Annotated in this window: 14 protein-coding genes; 8 read left to right on the plus strand and 6 right to left on the minus strand. The window is 70.2% G+C overall.

Annotated elements, in window-relative coordinates:
• Positions 1-108 precede the first annotated feature (108 nt).
• On the minus strand, positions 109-1275 hold the full coding sequence (locus ACWDZ7_RS07595) for a PP2C family protein-serine/threonine phosphatase (protein ID WP_451795648.1): 1167 nt from the start codon (positions 1273-1275) through the stop codon (positions 109-111).
• Between the two features lie 151 nt (positions 1276-1426).
• Here ACWDZ7_RS07595 and ACWDZ7_RS07600 point away from each other — a divergent pair, with 151 nt between their 5' ends.
• A complete protein-coding gene (locus ACWDZ7_RS07600; RefSeq protein WP_451795650.1) occupies positions 1427-2656 on the plus strand; it encodes a GNAT family N-acetyltransferase in 1230 nt (409 codons plus the stop codon).
• A gap of 22 nt (positions 2657-2678) precedes the next feature.
• On the opposite strand, the gene ACWDZ7_RS07605 is transcribed toward ACWDZ7_RS07600, so the two are convergent.
• The 3 genes from ACWDZ7_RS07605 to ACWDZ7_RS07615 all read right to left on the minus strand — a co-directional run bounded on the left by ACWDZ7_RS07605 (position 2679) and on the right by ACWDZ7_RS07615 (position 4412).
• Positions 2679-2915: a superinfection immunity protein gene (locus ACWDZ7_RS07605; RefSeq protein ID WP_451795652.1), complete on the minus strand. Its 237-nt coding sequence runs from the start codon at positions 2913-2915 to the stop codon at positions 2679-2681.
• Positions 2916-2995: 80 nt separating this feature from the next.
• Positions 2996-3829: an Fpg/Nei family DNA glycosylase gene (locus ACWDZ7_RS07610; protein ID WP_451795654.1), complete on the minus strand. Its 834-nt coding sequence runs from the start codon at positions 3827-3829 to the stop codon at positions 2996-2998.
• A 97-nt stretch (positions 3830-3926) separates the two neighbouring features.
• Positions 3927-4412, minus strand: a complete 486-nt coding sequence (locus ACWDZ7_RS07615) for a ribose-5-phosphate isomerase (protein ID WP_451795656.1) — start codon at positions 4410-4412, stop codon at positions 3927-3929.
• A gap of 195 nt (positions 4413-4607) precedes the next feature.
• Between ACWDZ7_RS07615 and ACWDZ7_RS07620 the strand changes: the two genes are divergently transcribed.
• Entirely contained in the window at positions 4608-6071 is a 1464-nt protein-coding gene (locus ACWDZ7_RS07620; protein WP_451795658.1) for an amino acid permease, read from the plus strand.
• 137 nt (positions 6072-6208) lie between these two features.
• Positions 6209-7582 (plus strand): FAD-binding oxidoreductase, encoded by a 1374-nt coding sequence (locus ACWDZ7_RS07625; RefSeq protein WP_451795660.1) that lies wholly within the window; start codon positions 6209-6211, stop codon positions 7580-7582.
• On the opposite strand, the gene ACWDZ7_RS07630 is transcribed toward ACWDZ7_RS07625, so the two are convergent.
• Positions 7572-8150, minus strand: a complete 579-nt coding sequence (locus ACWDZ7_RS07630; RefSeq protein ID WP_451795661.1) for a biotin transporter BioY — start codon at positions 8148-8150, stop codon at positions 7572-7574. The genes ACWDZ7_RS07625 and ACWDZ7_RS07630 overlap by 11 nt on opposite strands.
• A 263-nt stretch (positions 8151-8413) precedes the next feature.
• Between ACWDZ7_RS07630 and ACWDZ7_RS07635 the strand changes: the two genes are divergently transcribed.
• The 4 genes from ACWDZ7_RS07635 to ACWDZ7_RS07650 all read left to right on the plus strand — a co-directional run bounded on the left by ACWDZ7_RS07635 (position 8414) and on the right by ACWDZ7_RS07650 (position 12675).
• Positions 8414-9838, plus strand: a complete 1425-nt coding sequence (locus ACWDZ7_RS07635) for an amino acid permease (protein ID WP_451795662.1) — start codon at positions 8414-8416, stop codon at positions 9836-9838.
• A gap of 154 nt (positions 9839-9992) precedes the next feature.
• The gene (locus ACWDZ7_RS07640) at positions 9993-11462 is read left to right on the plus strand and encodes an amino acid permease (protein ID WP_451795663.1); all 1470 of its coding nucleotides are present in this window, start codon (positions 9993-9995) and stop codon (positions 11460-11462) included.
• A gap of 205 nt (positions 11463-11667) precedes the next feature.
• Positions 11668-12318 carry a superoxide dismutase gene (locus ACWDZ7_RS07645; RefSeq protein WP_451795665.1) on the plus strand — a complete coding sequence of 217 codons (651 nt, stop codon included), beginning with the start codon at positions 11668-11670 and terminating at the stop codon, positions 12316-12318.
• Between the two features lie 150 nt (positions 12319-12468).
• Positions 12469-12675 (plus strand): hypothetical protein, encoded by a 207-nt coding sequence (locus tag ACWDZ7_RS07650; RefSeq protein WP_451795667.1) that lies wholly within the window; start codon positions 12469-12471, stop codon positions 12673-12675.
• 27 nt (positions 12676-12702) lie between these two features.
• Here ACWDZ7_RS07650 and ACWDZ7_RS07655 read toward each other — a convergent pair whose 3' ends face one another.
• A complete protein-coding gene (locus tag ACWDZ7_RS07655; RefSeq protein WP_451795669.1) occupies positions 12703-13344 on the minus strand; it encodes a mycothiol-dependent nitroreductase Rv2466c family protein in 642 nt (213 codons plus the stop codon).
• A gap of 178 nt (positions 13345-13522) precedes the next feature.
• Here ACWDZ7_RS07655 and pepN point away from each other — a divergent pair, with 178 nt between their 5' ends.
• The gene (pepN, locus tag ACWDZ7_RS07660; RefSeq protein ID WP_451795671.1) at positions 13523-16090 is read left to right on the plus strand and encodes an aminopeptidase N; all 2568 of its coding nucleotides are present in this window, start codon (positions 13523-13525) and stop codon (positions 16088-16090) included.
• The last annotated feature ends 99 nt before the right edge of the window (positions 16091-16189 follow it).

A 16189-nucleotide genomic window follows, 5' to 3' on the forward strand; every position in this document is an offset into this window, starting at 1 on the left:
GAACGTACGGATCCGGGGGTGCCGTGGACCATGAGGGCGGCTGGCGGACCCGGGGTAGGGAGAACCCCACCCCGGACGGTCAGGAATCCGACCCCGTCAGGGAAACGCTCAGCCCTCCCGGCAGATCAGCAGCAGCGCCCTGTCGTCGTTCACGTCCTTCGCGACCGCCTCGATCAGATGCCACGCGGCGCCGTGGAAGCCGCCGGCCACATAGCGGTCGGCCTCGCCCGTGAGGCGGTCGATTCCCTCGGCGATGTCGCGGTCCGAGGTCTCCACGAGGCCGTCGGTGAAGAGCATCAGGACGTCGCCGGGGCGCAGCACGCCCTTGACCGGGTCGAACTGGGCGCCGTCGTAGACGCCGAGGAGCGGGCCCTGGCCCGTCTTCTCCTCCCAGCGGCCGCTGCCCGCGCTGAGCTGGAGGCCCGGCGGGTGGCCCGCCGAGAAGAGTTCGTAGTCGCCGGTCTCCAGGTCCAGGACCAGGTGGATGGAGGTCGCGAAGCCCTCGTCCCAGTCCTGGCGGAGGAGGTAGCCGTTGGCCGCCGGCAGGAAGGAGTGCGGGGGCAGCGAGCCGAGGAGGCCGCCGAAGGCGCCGGACAGGAGCAGGGCGCGCGAGCCGGCGTCCATGCCCTTGCCGGAGACGTCGGTGAGGACGGCCTCCAGGGTGCGGCCGCCGTTCGTGCGGGCCGCGACGACGAAGTCGCCGGAGAAGGACTGCCCGCCGGCCGGGCGCAGCGCCATCTCGCGGTGCCAGCCGCGCGGCAGCTTCGGCAGCTTGCTCTGGACGCGGATGCGCTCGCGCAGGTCGAACAGCATGGTGCCGCCGCCGCGCCAGGGCACACCGACGCGGCTGCGGAACTGGGCGATGGTCAGTCCGAAGAAGCCGCAGGCGGCCACCACGAGGACCACGCCCGGGGTGACGCGCGAGGGCCCTTCGGTGTACGGGCCGAGCTGGACGGACTCCACGATCAGCGCGACGGCGGACGCCGCGTACAGGCCGAGGAGGCTGGCGGGGCGCAGGAGCAGCCCGCCCGTGACGATGGGCAGGACGAGGGCGGCGGGCGCGCACCAGACGTTGTTGACGATCGTGCCGCAGGTGATCAGCGGGATGGTGACGAGCAGCCCGGCCAGGGCGACCCAGTCGGAGCCGTCGCCGCGGAAGTAGTCGACCCCGGATTTGCGCAGCGCGATGCGGACCCGGTGCAGCCGCTTCTTCATCCGGGCCGTGAATGTCTCGGCTTGCGCCCGTCGCTCGCGACGCTCTCCTCGTACCGCCATTGCTCGTGGACCTTATCCAGCGGGCCGCGTACTTCGCACGGGAGGTCCCGGTTGTCCTCCGCGGCAGGCGTGTTCAGGACGGGCCGTGACGGCCGGTTCAGCCCGTGAAAATCCTGTCGCATCGGGCGTATCACCCTGGTACTCATGGCATATGACGACAGACTTGCGGGTGCTCGCGGAGTCCGAATGGGACGCCTGGTACGGGGTGTTGGAGCTGGCGTTCGGCGGTGTGCCGGAGTCGGCGCAGGAGCGTGAGCTGTGGCGGGCGCTGGCCGAGCCGGACCGGTCGATGGGCGTGTGGGACGGGGACGCGTGCGTGGGGACGGCGGGGGCGTTCTCCTTCCGGCTCTCCGTGCCGGGCGGCGCCCTGGTGGAAACGGCGGGCGTCACGATGGTGGGTGTCGCGGCCACGCACCGGCGGCGCGGGATTCTGACGTCGATGATGCGCAGACAGCTGGACGACGTGCGTGCGGCGGGCGAGCCGCTGGCCGTGCTGACCGCATCCGAGCCGGTCATCTACGGCCGGTTCGGGTACGGCACGGCCACCTTGCAGATGAAGGCCGACATCGACACGACCCGGGTGCGGCTGTCCGTACCGGCCGGTACGGATGACGTAGTTCTGCGGTACGCGCGTCCGGCCGATGTCCATGAAGCGTGCGAGGCGCTGTACGCGCGCCGGGTCACCGAACGGCCGGGGATGACGGCCCGGCAGCCCGGCTGGGAGCGGCTCGGGCTGCTCGACCCGGAGAGCGAGCGGGGCGGCGCGTCACCGCTCCAGTGCGTGGTCGCCGAACGCGCGGGCGAACTCGTCGGGTACGTACGGTTCGCCGTCAAGCCCGACTGGGACTGGAAGGGCCCCAAGGGCGCCGTCCATGTGCGGGATCTGGAGGCCCAGGACCCGGCGGCGTGCGCGGCGCTGTGGCGGTTCCTGTTCGACATCGACCTGACGTCGTCGGTCTTCGCGCGCAACCGTCCGGTGGACGATCCGCTGCTCCAGCTCGTCTCGGACATCCGGCGGTGCGACATAACGGTGCGGGACTCGCTGCACGTGCGGCTCGTGGAGGTGGGCGCGGCGCTGGAGTCGCGTACGTATCAGGCACCCGTGGACGTGGTGTTCGAGGTCGAGGACGCCTTCTGCCCCTGGAACGCGGGGCGTTGGCGGCTCACCGGCGACACCAAGGGCGCGTCGTGCGAGCGTACGCGGGACGCGGCCGACCTCGTCCTGTCCGTACGGGAGTTGGGCTCCGCGTATCTGGGCGGTGTGTCCCTGTCGTCGCTGGCGGGCGCGGGGCGGGTGCGGGAGCTGCGGCAGGGCGCGCTCGCCGAGGCTTCGGTGGCCTTCGGGTCGGATGTGGCGCCGTGGCTGCCGCACGGGTTCTAGCCGGGGGCTTCGGGCGGGGGCTTCAGGCGGGGTGGCCCAGTGGGGCCTTGGCCTTGCGGGTGGCGAGGTAGAGGGCGACCAGCCAGCCGATCAGCGAGGCGCCGAGGGCGACGTTCAGGATGAGGACCACCCAGCGAAGCTCGATTCCTCGGTTGAAGGCGATGAGGGACGGCAGCAGGTAGAGCACGCAGGTGAGCGTCGCGAGGGTGAGGCCGCCGAACGAGCCGAGATCGAAATAGGGCAGATCGATACCGAACATGAAGTGAACCCCCGCTGAGCTGGTCGAACAATCGCTGATCAGACGACCGCTGGTCGGGCGATCGAACTGGTGGACCGATCTTAACCGCGCCGCCGGCCGGCCCCGCCGGGCCGCTGGCAGGCCGGGCACCAGAAGAGGTTGCGGGCGGCGAGGTCGGCGGTGCGGATGTCGCCGCCGCAGATGTGGCACGGCTGGTTGGCCCGGCGGTAGACGTACACCTCGCCGCCGTGGTCGTCGACGCGCGGCGGGCGGCCCATCGCCTCCGGGGTGTGCTCGGGCCGGACGGTGTCGATGCGGTTGAGGCGCACGCCCTCGCGCATCAGCGCGACGAGGTCCGCCCAGATCGCGTTCCACCGGGCCTCGCTGAGGTCCTTGCCCGGGGTGTACGGGTCGATGCCGTGCCGGAAGAGGACCTCGGCGCGGTAGACGTTGCCGACGCCCGAGATGACCTTCTGGTCCATGAGGAGCGCGGCGACGGTGGTGCGGCTGCGGGCGATCCGGCGGTAGGCCTTGCCCGGGTCGTCCCCTTCCCTGAGGGGGTCGGGGCCCAGCCGGTCGTGTATCGCCTGCTTCTCCCCGGACGTGATGAGGGCGCAGGCGGTCGGGCCGCGCAGGTCGGAGTAGTACGTGTCGTTCAGGAGGCGGAGGCGGACGGTGTCCGTGGGCGGCGGCGCGGGGCACTCGCCGAGGGCGTATTTGCCGAACAGTCCGAGGTGGATGTGTATCCAGTCGTCCTCGCCGAAGCCCAGGAAGAGGTGCTTTCCGTGGGCCTCGGCGGTTTCCAGCACTCGGCCCGTGACCAGCTCGGCGCTGTCGGAGAACTTGCCCTGTGGGCTGGTCGCCCGGACGGGACGGTTCTGGAACCGTTCCCGGTGGTCGGCCGCGAGCCGGTGAATGGTGTGCCCCTCCGGCACGGGGTCCCTCCGGGGGTTGTGCGGGTCAATCGCCTCAAGGGCTCGTCCTCGGACGCCGGACGGGCTGAGAACCAGCGCCGCCCGGCGACCGGGTCCGCTACTGCTGGGGGTGGTGGGCCGGGATCGGGGGAAGCTCGCCCGTCTCCTCGTAAGCCGACAGCATGTCGATCCGCCGGGTGTGCCGCTCCTCACCGGAGTACGCCGTGCTCAGGAAGATCTCGACGAACTTCGTCGCCTCCTCCTGCGTGTGCATCCGGCCGCCGATCGAGACGACGTTCGCGTCGTTGTGCTCACGGCCCAGCGCCGCCGTCTCCTCGCTCCAGGCCAGCGCCGCACGGACGCCCTTGACCTTGTTCGCGGCGATCTGCTCGCCGTTGCCGGAGCCGCCGATGACGATGCCGAGGGCCTCGGGGTCCGCGGCGGTCCTCTCCGCGGCGCGCAGGCAGAACGGAGGGTAGTCGTCCTGGGCGTCATAGATGTGGGGCCCGCAGTCGACGGGCTCGTGGCCGTGGCTCTTGAGCCATTCGACCAGGTGGTTCTTGAGTTCATAGCCGGCATGATCCGAGCCGAGGTACACGCGCATGCGTCCGAGTGTGGCATGTCGCGCGACGGGTGGCCGCGACCGGGGCCGGACCCGCACGGCCGAGGCCCGCCCAGGTCAGGGCCAAGGTCTGGGCCAAGGGGCGGGAATGCAACGATCCGGATTCAGGTCTTCCGTCCCGATCGCCCCTGAGTTTGAATGCGGGGGCTCGTGACCCGAGAACTTAAGGATTCGTCCATGACCTCGCAACCCTCCCTTGCGAAGGCAGACAGCAGCCCCTCATCCCCTGGGGATCCGCGGTCTGACGGCAGTGGTGACAGTCGTGACACCGGCGACGGCCTGAAAGCGGGTCTGAAGAACCGCCACCTCTCCATGATCGCGATCGGCGGTGTGATCGGCGCCGGTCTCTTCGTCGGTTCCAGCTCCGGCATCGCCGCCGCCGGGCCCGCCATTCTCGTCTCGTACGCCCTCGTCGGCACGATGGTCGTCCTCGTGATGCGGATGCTGGGCGAGATGGCCGCAGCGCGGCCCGCCTCCGGCTCCTTCTCCACCTACGCCGACCAGGCGCTCGGCCGCTGGGCCGGCTTCTCCATCGGCTGGCTGTACTGGTTCTTCTGGGTCGTCGTCCTCGCGGTGGAGGCCACCGCCGGAGCCGTGATCCTCAACGGCTGGATACCGGCCGTCCCGCAGTGGGGCTGGGCGCTCATCGTGATGGTGGTGCTCACCGCCACGAACCTCGTCTCGGTCGGCTCGTACGGAGAGTTCGAGTTCTGGTTCGCCGGCATCAAGGTCGTCGCGATCGGCGCGTTCGTCGCCATCGGTCTGCTCGCCGTCTTCGGCGTGCTGCCCGGCTCGGACAACCCGGGCGCGGGATTCGCGCACCTCACCGACGCGGGCGGCTTCCTGCCCAAGGGCGCGGGCGCCATCCTCACCGGTGTGCTGATGGTCGTCTTCTCCTTCATGGGCAGCGAGATCGTCACGCTGGCCGCCGGTGAGTCCGAGGACCCGCAGCGCGCGGTCACCAAGGCGACGAACAGCGTGATCTGGCGCATCGGTGTCTTCTACCTCGGCTCGATCTTCGTCGTGATCACGCTCCTGCCGTGGAACGACAAGTCGATCACCGAGCACGGTTCGTACGTCGCCGCGCTCAACTCGATCGGCATCCCGCACGCCGGTCAGGTCATGAACGTCATCGTGCTCACGGCCGTGCTGTCCTGCCTCAACTCGGGGCTCTACACCGCCTCCCGCATGGCCTTCTCGCTCGGTCAGCGCGGTGACGCGCCCAAGGCCTTCGCACGGACCAACAAGCGCGGCGTGCCGCAGACCGCGATCCTCGGCTCCGTCGTCTTCGGCTTCCTCGCCGTCTGGTTCAACTACCAGTGGCAGGACACCGTCTTCGACTTCCTGCTCAACTCCTCGGGCGCGGTGGCCCTGTTCGTGTGGTTGCTGATCTGCTTCACGCAGCTGCGGATGCGCGGGATCATCCTGCGCGAGGAACCGGAGAAGCTCGTCGTGAGGATGTGGCTCTTCCCGTATCTGACGTGGGTCACGATCGCGATGATCTCGTTCGTCCTCATCTACATGCTGACCGATGAGGCCGGGCGCAAGAAGGTGCTGCTCTCGCTCCTGGCGGCCGCGTTCGTGGTCGTGTTCTCGGTGGTGCGCGAGAAGATCCGCTCCCGCGACGAGGTCGAGGTCTGACGCTCCAGGTCTGACGCTCCGGCTCTTCTCAGGATCCCGCGATTAGTTGACGTAAGGTGTCAGCTTTTCGCGGGATCCTCTCCGTTGTCAGACAGATGTACGCGGCTCAGGCGTACGCGGCTCAACGGAGGCACCCCGTGGATCTCACCGCCCAGCGACTCGTGTTCCGGCCCGGCGACACCGGGTACGACGACGAACTCGCCGGATTCCAGACCGGTTTCGTGACGCGGCCCGACGTCGTCTTCGGCGCCACGAGCGCCGAGGACGTCGTCGCCGCCGTGTCGTACGCCGCCCAGCACGGCCTTCCCGTGGGCGCGCAGGCCACCGGGCACGGGCTGCCGGGGGCCTCGGAGGGCGGCGTCCTGATCAGTACGCGGCGGATGGATGCCGTCCGGGTGGACGCCGAGGCGCGCACCGTCACCGTCGGCGCCGGTGCCCGCTGGGGCCAGGTCGTGGAGGCCGCGGCGCCCCACGGGCTCGCCCCGCTGAACGGCTCGGCGCCGGGTGTGGGCGCCGTGTCGTACACGCTGGGCGGCGGGTTCGGCATCCTGGCGAGGGAGTTCGGTTACGCGGCCGACCACGTCCGCGCCATGGACGTCGTCACGGCGGACGGCGGGGGCAGCGGGGACAGTGCTGATGGCACGGGCGGCACGCTGCGCCATGTCACCGCCGACAGTGACCCGGAGCTGTTCTGGGGGCTGCTCGGCGGCGGCGCGAACCTCGGCGTGGTCACGGAGCTGGAGATCGGCCTGGTACCGGTGGCGAGGCTGTACGGCGGGGCGATCGCGTTCGACGGGCGTACGACGGACCCGGCCGCCCTGCTGAGCGGCTACGCGGAGTGGACGCGGGCCCTGCCCGACGAGCTGACCTCGTCGCTGTCGGCGCTCCTCTACCCGGACATCCCCCAGCTCCCGCCGCATCTGCGGGGCCGCTATCTCGTCTCGGTGCGCGTCGCGTTCACGGGGACGCGGGCGGAGGGCGAGCGGCTGGTGGCGCCGTTGCGCGCGCTCGGGCCCGCCGTGTCGGACACGCTGCGCGAGATGCCGTACGCCGAGAGCTCCACGATCCACAGCGACCCGGACTTCCCGCACGCGTACTACGGGGACAGCGTGGTCCTCAGCGGCCTCGACACCGCCGCGGCCGGTGAACTGCTCGCCCTGACGGGGCCGGACGCCGCCTCGATGCACGTCGTCCAGGTCAACCACCTGGGCGGCGCCCTCGCGCGGCCCGCGAAGAACGCGGTGCCCTACCGCGAGGCGGGCTGGCTCATCCGGATCCTCTCCCCGCTGGACGGCACGGATGTCGCGGCGGTGCGGGAGCTGCACGCGCGGGCGTTCGGGCGCGTGGCGGGGCAGGCGATCGGGCGCTCGCTGAACTTCGCGTTCGGCGGCGGCGACCGGCCCGAGGGGCTCTACGACGCACAGACGCGGAAGAGGCTCGCCGAGCTGAAGGCCATGTACGACCCGGCGAACCTCTTCAGGCGGAACTACAGCGTCCGTACTACCGGTTGAGGAACTTCCACGCGGTGGGCAGCGCGCCCATCGCGAGGGCCGCCTTCAGTGCGTCGCCGATCAGGAAGGGCGTGAGGCCCGCGGCGACGGCCTGGGTCAGCGACATGCCGGTCGCGGCGGCGAGGTACGGGACGCCGACCGCGTAGATGATCGCGGAGCCGAGCACCATCGTGCCCGCGGTGCGCAGCACGGAGCGGTCCCCGCCGCGGCGGGCGAGGGCGCCCACCACCGTGGCGGCGAGCAGCATGCCGAGGACGTAGCCGAGGGTGGGGACCGCGACGCCGGAGTTCGCCTGGGCGAACCACGGCATGCCGGCCATGCCGACGAGGGCGTACAGCGCGAGGGAGAGGAAGCCGCGGCGGGCGCCGAGCGCGGTGCCGACGAGCAGCGCGGCGAAGGTCTGCCCGGTCACCGGGACCGGGGAGCCCGGCACGGGCACGGCGATCTGGGCGGCGATCCCGGTGAGCGCGGCGCCGCCGAGCACGAGCGCCGCGTCCTTCACGCGGGACGCGGGCAGCAGGTCGGCGAGGACCTGGCCGGGGCGGGTGGTGGCAGCGGCGATGCTCATCGGGACTCCGCGGGGACGTGGGGCGGGTTGGGACGCGTTGACGCTATCCCAGGCGGGGGCGGCGCTACACGATCCCAGGGCGACAACCCGGAGGCGGGGCCTTGGTGGGCTCCGTACAAAGCGCTTCGCGTACACCTCGTACGGCGTGACGCTCGTCACGGAGGTGAGCGGGTGGGTGCCCCGTTTTGCGCGGGGGGCCGCCGCCCGGGGAGACTGTGGAGTCCCGCCAAAGTCTTGTGACCCCGAGAGCAGCGCTGAGCACCATGCACGACCCCCAGGCCACGGCCACTGAGTCTCTCGGAGTTCCTGGAGTTCCCGGAGTTCCCGGAGGCGAGAACGAACCGCTCAGCGGTGGGCTCAAGCAGCGGCACCTCACCATGCTGGGGCTCGGCGGGGTCATCGGGGCCGGACTGTTCGTCGGGTCGGGGGCGGGGATCGCCGTCGCGGGGCCCGGGATCGTCGTCTCGTATCTGATCGCGGGCGCGCTCGCGATGTGTGTGATGCGGATGCTCGGCGAGATGTCGGCGGCGATGCCCGCCTCGGGGTCGTTCTCGGTGCACGCGGAGCGGGCGCTCGGCCGCTGGGCCGGGTTCAGCGTCGGCTGGCTCTACTGGTTCCTGCTGGTCGTCGTCCTCGCCGTGGAGGCGACCGGCGCCGCGCGGATCGCCAACGGCTGGGCGCCGGCGGTCCCGCAGTGGGCCTGGGTGCTGATCTTCATGCTGGTCTTCACGGCGGCCAACCTCGCGTCGGTGAAGAACTTCGGCGAGTTCGAGTTCTGGTTCGCGACGCTGAAGGTCTTCGCGATCGTCGCGTTCCTCGTGCTCGGCCTGCTCGCGGTCTTCGGGGTGCTGCCCGGGACGGACTCCGTGGGCCTCACCCGTCTCACCGGTGACGGCGGTTTCCTGCCCAACGGCTGGGACGGCGTGATCTCCGGAGTCCTCGCCGTCGTCTTCGCCTTCGGCGGCCTCGAGGTCGTCACGATCGCCGCCGCCGAGTCCGACGACCCGGTGCGCTCGGTCGCCCGCGCGGTGCGCAGCGCCGTCTACCGCATCCTCTTCTTCTACGTCGGCTCGATGCTGGTCATCGTGACGGTGCTGCCGTGGACCGCGCAGCGGGCCGGCGTCAGCCCGTACGTCACGGTCCTCGACTCGATCGGCGTGCCGTCCGCCGGGACGATCATGAACATCGTGGTGTTCGTGGCCCTGCTCTCGGCGCTGAACGCCAACCTCTACGGGTCCTCCCGGATGGTCTTCTCGCTCGCCGAGCGCGGCGAGGCCCCGAAGGCCCTCCTGAAGGTGTCCGGGGGCGGGGTGCCGCGCCGTGCGGTCCTCGCGTCGGTCGCTTTCGGCTTCGTGTCGGTCGTCCTCAATCTGAAGTGGCCGGACTCGGTCTTCCTCTACATGCTCAACTCGGTCGGCGCGGTGCTGCTGTTCGTATGGGCGCTGATCGCGGTGTCGCAGCTGCGGCTGCGCCGGCGCATCGAGCGCGAGGCCCCGGAGCGGCTCGTGCTGCGGATGTGGGCCTTCCCGTATCTGACCTGGGCGGCGCTGGTCGCGATGGCCGCCGTACTCGGCCTGATGCTGAACGACGACGGGGCGCGCCCGCAGCTGCTGTGGTCGGCGGGGGCGACGGGGCTCGTGCTGGCGGTGGCCGGGCTGCGGGAGTGGCGCGAGCGGCGGCTCGCGTAGAGTGTGAAGGATTCGTGAACTTGAAGTGTTCATCTCTTCACCATGTGTAAGCGTCGTGTCCGTATAGCGGTCAGCCATTCCCTGTCACCGGTACCGGACTTCAGACTGTGGGCCCGCTCGCTCCCCCGTCTCGGCTACTGAACAGGGCACGCCCATGTCTCGGACGTCCACTCCCCAGGACGCAGCACCCGACGAAGCACCCGGCTCGGCGCCCGACGCGGCCCCCGGCTCGGCACACGCGGTCGACTCCCCGCTCGTCCACGGCCTCAAGCAGCGGCACCTCTCCATGATCGCCCTGGGCGGTGTGATCGGCGCCGGCCTCTTCGTGGGCTCCGGAGCGGGCATCGCCGCGGCGGGGCCCTCGATCGTCCTCGCGTACGCGATATCCGGCGCTCTCGTCATGCTCGTGATGCGCATGCTGGGCGAGATGTCGGCGGCCAACCCGGCCTCCGGTTCCTTCTCGGTCCACGCCGAGCGGGCCATCGGCCCCTGGGCGGGCTTCACGGCGGGCTGGGGCTTCTGGTTCCTGCTCTGCGTCGCCGTCGGCCTTGAGGGCATCGGCGCCGCGAAGATCATGGTGGGCTGGTACCCCGACAGCCCGGAGTGGGCCTGGGTCGCCCTGTTCATGCTGGTGTTCTGCGGCGCGAACCTGACGGCCGTGAAGAACTTCGGCGAGTTCGAGTTCTGGTTCGCCGCGCTCAAGGTCGGCGCGATCACGCTCTTCCTCGGCATCGGCGTCCTCGCGATCCTCGGCATCCTGCCCGGCTCGGACGTCTCCGCCCCCGGCACCGGGAACCTCACCGGCGAGGGCGGCTTCATGCCGAACGGCACGGACGGCCTGATCATCGGCCTGCTCGCCTCCGTCTTCGCGTACGGCGGTCTGGAGACCGTCACGATCGCGGCCGCCGAGTCCAAGAACCCGGTCCAGAGCGTCGCCAAGGCCGTGCGTACGGCGATGTGGCGCATCGCCCTCTTCTACGTCGGCTCCATGCTCGTCGTCGTCACGCTGCTGCCGTGGGACAACAAGGAAGTCGTCGCCAAGGGCCCCTACGTCGCCACGCTGGACCACCTCGGCATCCCCGGCGCCGGCCAGATCATGAACGTCATCGTCCTGATCGCCCTGCTCTCCGCGATGAACGCCAACATCTACGGCGCCTCGCGCATGTCGTACTCCCTGATCGCGCGCGGCCAGGGCCCGCGGGCGCTCGGCAAGGTCTCGGGCGGCGTGCCGCGCCTCGCGGTGCTCGCCTCCTCGGTCTTCGGCTTCGTCTGCGTCCTGCTCAGCTACTGGCGCCCGGACGACGTCTTCCCGTGGCTCCTGAACATGATCGGCGCGATGATCCTGGTCGTCTGGATCTTCATCGCCGTCTCGCAGCTGATCCTGCGCCGCAGGACGGAGCGCGAGGAGCCGCAGAAGCTGGTCGTGCGGATGTGGGCGTACCCCTTCCTCACCTGGGTGGCGCTGGCCGCGATGGCGTACATCTTCTACCTGATGACCGAACAGCCCGACACGCGCAAGCAGCTCCTGGCCACGGGGACGCTGACGCTGTGTCTCGCGGTGGTCGGGTTCGTGCGCCAGAGGGTGGCTCAGAAGCGGGCGGCGGCCGTGACGGCCGCGGAGTAAGGCACTCCCGTACACGAAGGGGCCCGGGGTCGTCATCGACCCCGGGCCCCTTCGGCGTACCCGGTGTCAGGCGCCTGGCGTAACCGGTGGTCCTAGGACAAAGGGCTGATCAACTTCGAAGGACTGCTGCTGCTAGCCTGCACTTGCGCATCAATTGCAATAAGAAGTAAGAAGCAGCAAGAAGCAGCAGTCGGAGGGCTCGGACATGGCCATTTACACGCTTCCTGAACTTCCGTACGACTACGCGGCGCTCGAACCGGTCATCAACCCGCAGATCATCGAGCTGCACCACGACAAGCACCACGCGGCGTACGTGAAGGGTGCGAACGACACCCTTGAGCAGCTGGAGGAGGCGCGCGACAAGGAGACGTGGGGCGCCATCAACGGCCTGGAGAAGAACCTGGCCTTCCACCTCTCCGGCCACATCCTGCACAGCATCTACTGGCACAACATGAACAGCCCCAAGGACGGTGGCGGCGGCGAGCCGCTGGCCGCCGACGGTGTCGGCGAGCTGGCGGACGCGATCACCGAGTCCTTCGGTTCCTTCGCCAAGTTCAAGGCCCAGCTGACCAAGGCCTCCGCGACGACGCAGGGCTCGGGCTGGGGCGTCCTCGCCTACGAGCCGCTCAGCGGCCGCCTCATCGTCGAGCAGGTCTACGACCACCAGGGCAACGTCGGCCAGGGCTCCACGCCGGTTCTGGTCTTCGACGCCTGGGAGCACGCCTTCTACCTGCAGTACAAGAACCAGAAGGTCGACTTCATCGAGGCCATGTGGCAGGTCGTCAACTGGCAGGACGTCGCCAAGCGTTACGAGGCGGCCAAGCAGCGGGTGAACGCCCTGCTCCTGGCCCCGTGAGGCGACCCGCCCCATGACCCCATGAAACGTCCCGCCTCGTGATCGTCTTCTCAACTTTCGCCGGGGCGGGCGGATAAAGGAAAGGCCCCCGTGAGGACGTGACTCACGGGGGCCTTTCGGTTGCCGGGATTCCGGAGGACCGTGGCAGGCATGGTGGACGAGAAGCACTGCCCCACGTGCCGACAACTGCACCTCTTCCGCAAGGTCACCCCCGCCGAGGAGGACCACATCGCCCGGATCGAGGGCCGGGCGCGGGCCCGCGGCTTCTGGCGCTGCACCAATCCCGGCTGCCTGTGGGTCCAGCCGTACCACGTGCAGAGCAAGGGCTTCCGCCTGCCGGAGGAGACCTTCGGCTAGCCCCCTCCAGGGCTCTCCGGGCTTACGTCAGTCGAAGACCGGGCCCTGCGTCCGGGTCCGCTTGATCTCGTAGAAGCCCGGTGTCGAGGCGACGAGCAGTGTGCCGTCCCAGAGCCGCGCGGCGGCCTCGCCCTTGGGGGCGGGGGTGACGACCGGCCCGAAGAAGGCGATCTGCTCGCCGTCGGCGCCGGGCACGGCGATGACGGGCGTGCCGACGTCCTGGCCGACCTTGTCGATGCCCTCCTTGTGGGAGGCGCGCAGCTCGGTGTCGTAAGCGTCGGAGTCCATGTACTCCGCGAGGTCGGCGGGCAGGCCGACGTCCTCCAGGGCGCCGATGACGGCCTCACGGGTGGCGCCCTCGCCACGGTTGTGGAAGCGGGTGCCGAGCGCGGTGTAGAGCTTCCCGGTGATCTCCTCGCCGTGCTTCTGCTGGGCGGCGATGACGACGCGCACCGGGCCCCAGGCCTGGGTCGCGAGCATCTCGCGGTACTCCTCGGGCAGCTCGTCGAGCTTGTCCTCGTTCAGGACGGCGAGGCTCATCACGTGCCAGCGGACCTCGACGTCGCGGACCTTCTCCACTTCGAGCATCCAGCGCGACGTCATCCACGCCCAGGGGCACAGCGGGTCGAACCAGAAGTCGACCGGGGTCTTGCCGTTGTTCTCGGACATGTCTCTCCTAGGGAATGTGTTCGGCGCCTGGCCAGGGGAACGTCGGGGGTCTGCCAGGGCATTCCCGGATGTCGGCGGCCGACGGCACATGCGAGGATCGTAGACATTCGTACGAGTCAGGCGAATCAGAGTCGTGCGCGTTCATACGAGTCATGCGAGCCACAAGGGAGTGCCGCCCGTGCCCGGTGAGAATCTGTCCCGCGACGAGGCCCAGGAGAGGGCCGCGCTGCTCTCCGTCGATGGCTACGAGGTCTTTCTGGACCTGCGCTCGGCGGTCGGCGAGGGCGGTCAGGAGCCGCGCACGTTCCGCTCGGTGACCACGATCCGCTTCCGCGCCGAGCCGGGCGCCGCGAGCTTCGCGGACCTGGTCGCACCGAGCGTCACGGCCCTCTCCCTCAACGGCAAGGACCTGGACCCGGCCGCCGTCTTCGACGGCACCCGGATCACGCTGGAGGACCTGTCCGAGGAGAACGAACTGGTGGTGGACGCCCAGTGCGCCTACAGCCGCACCGGTGAGGGCATGCACCGCTTCGTCGACCCCGAGGACGGCGAGGTCTACCTCTACACGCAGTACGAACCGGCGGACGCCCGCCGCGTCTTCGCCAACTTCGAACAGCCGGACCTGAAGGCCCCCTACCGCTTCACGGTGCGGGCCCCCGAGGGCTGGACGGCGTGGTCGAACGGCGTCGGTGAACTGACGGACGGCGTCTGGAGGTTCGCCGAGACCAAGCCGATCTCCACCTACATCACGGCGGTCGTGGCCGGCCCCTACCACTATGTGACCGACTCCTACGAGCGCGTCCTCGACGACGGTACGCGCCTGGAGATCCCGCTCGGCGCGATGTGCCGCAAGGGCCTCGCCCCGCACTTCGACGCCGACGACGTCTTCCTGGTGACCAAGCAGGGCCTGGACTTCTTCCACGACAACTTCGACTACCCCTACCCCTTCGGGAAGTACGACCAGGCCTTCGTGCCGGAGTACAACCTGGGCGCGATGGAGAACCCGGGCCTGGTGACGTTCCGCGAGGAGTTCATCTTCCGCGGCAAGGTGACCCAGGCGTCGTACGAGCGCCGGGCCAACGTGATCCTCCACGAGATGGCCCACATGTGGTTCGGGGACCTCGTCACCATGCGGTGGTGGGACGACCTGTGGCTCAAGGAGTCCTTCGCCGACTTCATGGGCTCCTTCTCGATGGTCGAGGCGACCCGCTTCACCAATGGCTGGATCACCTTCGCCAACAACCGCAAGTCCTGGGCCTACCGCGCCGACCAGCTGCCCTCCACGCACCCCGTCACGGCCGACATCCGCGACCTGGAGGACGCCAAGCTCAACTTCGACGGAATCACGTACGCCAAGGGCGCCTCGGTCCTCAAGCAGCTCGTCGCCTACGTCGGACGTGAGGCGTTCCTGGAGGGCGCCCGGCGCTACTTCAAGCGCCACGCGTACGACAACACGGTCCTCGGTGACCTCCTGTCGGTCCTGGAGGAGACGTCCGGGCGCGACATGGCGTCCTGGTCGCGGTCCTGGCTGCAGACGGCGGGCGTCAACTCTCTGACCCCGCAGGTAATCCTCAACGCGGAGGGCCGGATCACCGAACTCTCCGTGCTCCAGGAGGCCGCCGAGTCACACCCCGAACTGCGGCCGCACCGCGTGGCGGTGGGCCTGTACCGCAGGTCGGCCGAGGGCGCCCTTGAGCGGTACGCCCGCGCGGAGATCGACGTCGACGGGCCGCGCACGGTCGTGACCGAGCTGGCCGGCGAGGCGGCGCCCGAACTGGTCCTGGTCAACGACGACGACCTGACCTACTGCAAGATCCGCTTCGACGAGAACTCCCTCGTGACACTGCGGGAGCACCTCGGCGACATCACCGACCCGCTCGCCCGCGCCCTGTGCTGGTCGGCGCTGTGGAACCTCACACGGGACGCGCTGATGCCCGCGCGTGACTTCATCGGGCTCGTGCTGGACTTCGCCGGGCGCGAGAGCGACATCGGCGTGCTGCAGATGCTGCACACGTGGACCCACTCCGCCCTCACGCACTACGCCGCGTCCGACTGGCGCGAGGAAGGCGGCCGGGCGCTCGCCGAGGGGGCGCTGCGCGAGCTGCGGATCGCCGAGCCGGGCAGCCAGGACCAGCTGACGTGGGCGCGGTTCTTCGCGGCGGTGGCGTCGTCGGCGGCCGATCTCCAGCTGCTCCAGGGCCTGCTTGCCGGTACGGCGAAGATCGATGGCCTGGACGTCGACCAGGAGCTGCGCTGGGCGCTGCTCGGCCCGCTGGCCGCGCACGGCGTCGCCGACGAGAGCGCCCTCGCGGCGGAGCTGGCCCGGGACGACACGGCTTCGGGCAAGCGGCACCAGGTGCGGTGCCTGGCCGCGCGGCCCTCGGCGGCGGTCAAGGCGCAGGCGTGGGCCTCCGTGGTGGAGTCGGACGCGCTGTCCAACGCGCTGGTGGAGGCGACGATCGCGGGGTTCGCGCAGCCGTCGCAGCGGGAGCTCGCGGCGCCGTACGTCTCCAAGTACTTCGACGCGATCGAGCGGGTGTGGGCGGAGCGGTCCATCCAGATCGGCATGGACGTGGTGCGGGGCCTGTTCCCGCGTCTCCAGGGTGACGAGGGCACGCTGGCGGCGGCGGACGAGTGGCTCACGGCACACGCGTCCGCCGCGCCGGCCCTGCGGCGCCTGGTCCTGGAGGCCCGCGACGACCTCGCGCGGGCGTTGCGGGCGCAGGGCTGCGACGCGGGGGCCTAGGCCGGCCGGGGGGACGGTCTCTCCCGCCACCCGCGTCGGCGCCGCCCCCCCTGACTCCGCTCATCCGCCACCTGCCTCGGCGCCGCTCCCCCCTGGCTC

This window comes from Streptomyces sp. NPDC003032 (assembly GCF_053591415.1).

Coding starts and splice junctions, on each gene's coding strand:
- ACWDZ7_RS07615 (WP_451795656.1), bottom strand. CDS start 4,412: ATGCGCGTGTACCTCGGCTCGGATCATGCCGGCTATGAACTCAAGAAC.
- ACWDZ7_RS07635 (WP_451795662.1), top strand. CDS start 8,414: ATGCACGACCCCCAGGCCACGGCCACTGAGTCTCTCGGAGTTCCTGGA.
- ACWDZ7_RS07620 (WP_451795658.1), top strand. CDS start 4,608: ATGACCTCGCAACCCTCCCTTGCGAAGGCAGACAGCAGCCCCTCATCC.
- ACWDZ7_RS07630 (WP_451795661.1), bottom strand. CDS start 8,150: ATGAGCATCGCCGCTGCCACCACCCGCCCCGGCCAGGTCCTCGCCGAC.
- ACWDZ7_RS07650 (WP_451795667.1), top strand. CDS start 12,469: ATGGTGGACGAGAAGCACTGCCCCACGTGCCGACAACTGCACCTCTTC.
- ACWDZ7_RS07655 (WP_451795669.1), bottom strand. CDS start 13,344: ATGTCCGAGAACAACGGCAAGACCCCGGTCGACTTCTGGTTCGACCCG.
- ACWDZ7_RS07595 (WP_451795648.1), bottom strand. CDS start 1,275: ATGGCGGTACGAGGAGAGCGTCGCGAGCGACGGGCGCAAGCCGAGACA.
- ACWDZ7_RS07600 (WP_451795650.1), top strand. CDS start 1,427: ATGACGACAGACTTGCGGGTGCTCGCGGAGTCCGAATGGGACGCCTGG.
- ACWDZ7_RS07645 (WP_451795665.1), top strand. CDS start 11,668: ATGGCCATTTACACGCTTCCTGAACTTCCGTACGACTACGCGGCGCTC.
- ACWDZ7_RS07605 (WP_451795652.1), bottom strand. CDS start 2,915: ATGTTCGGTATCGATCTGCCCTATTTCGATCTCGGCTCGTTCGGCGGC.
- ACWDZ7_RS07640 (WP_451795663.1), top strand. CDS start 9,993: ATGTCTCGGACGTCCACTCCCCAGGACGCAGCACCCGACGAAGCACCC.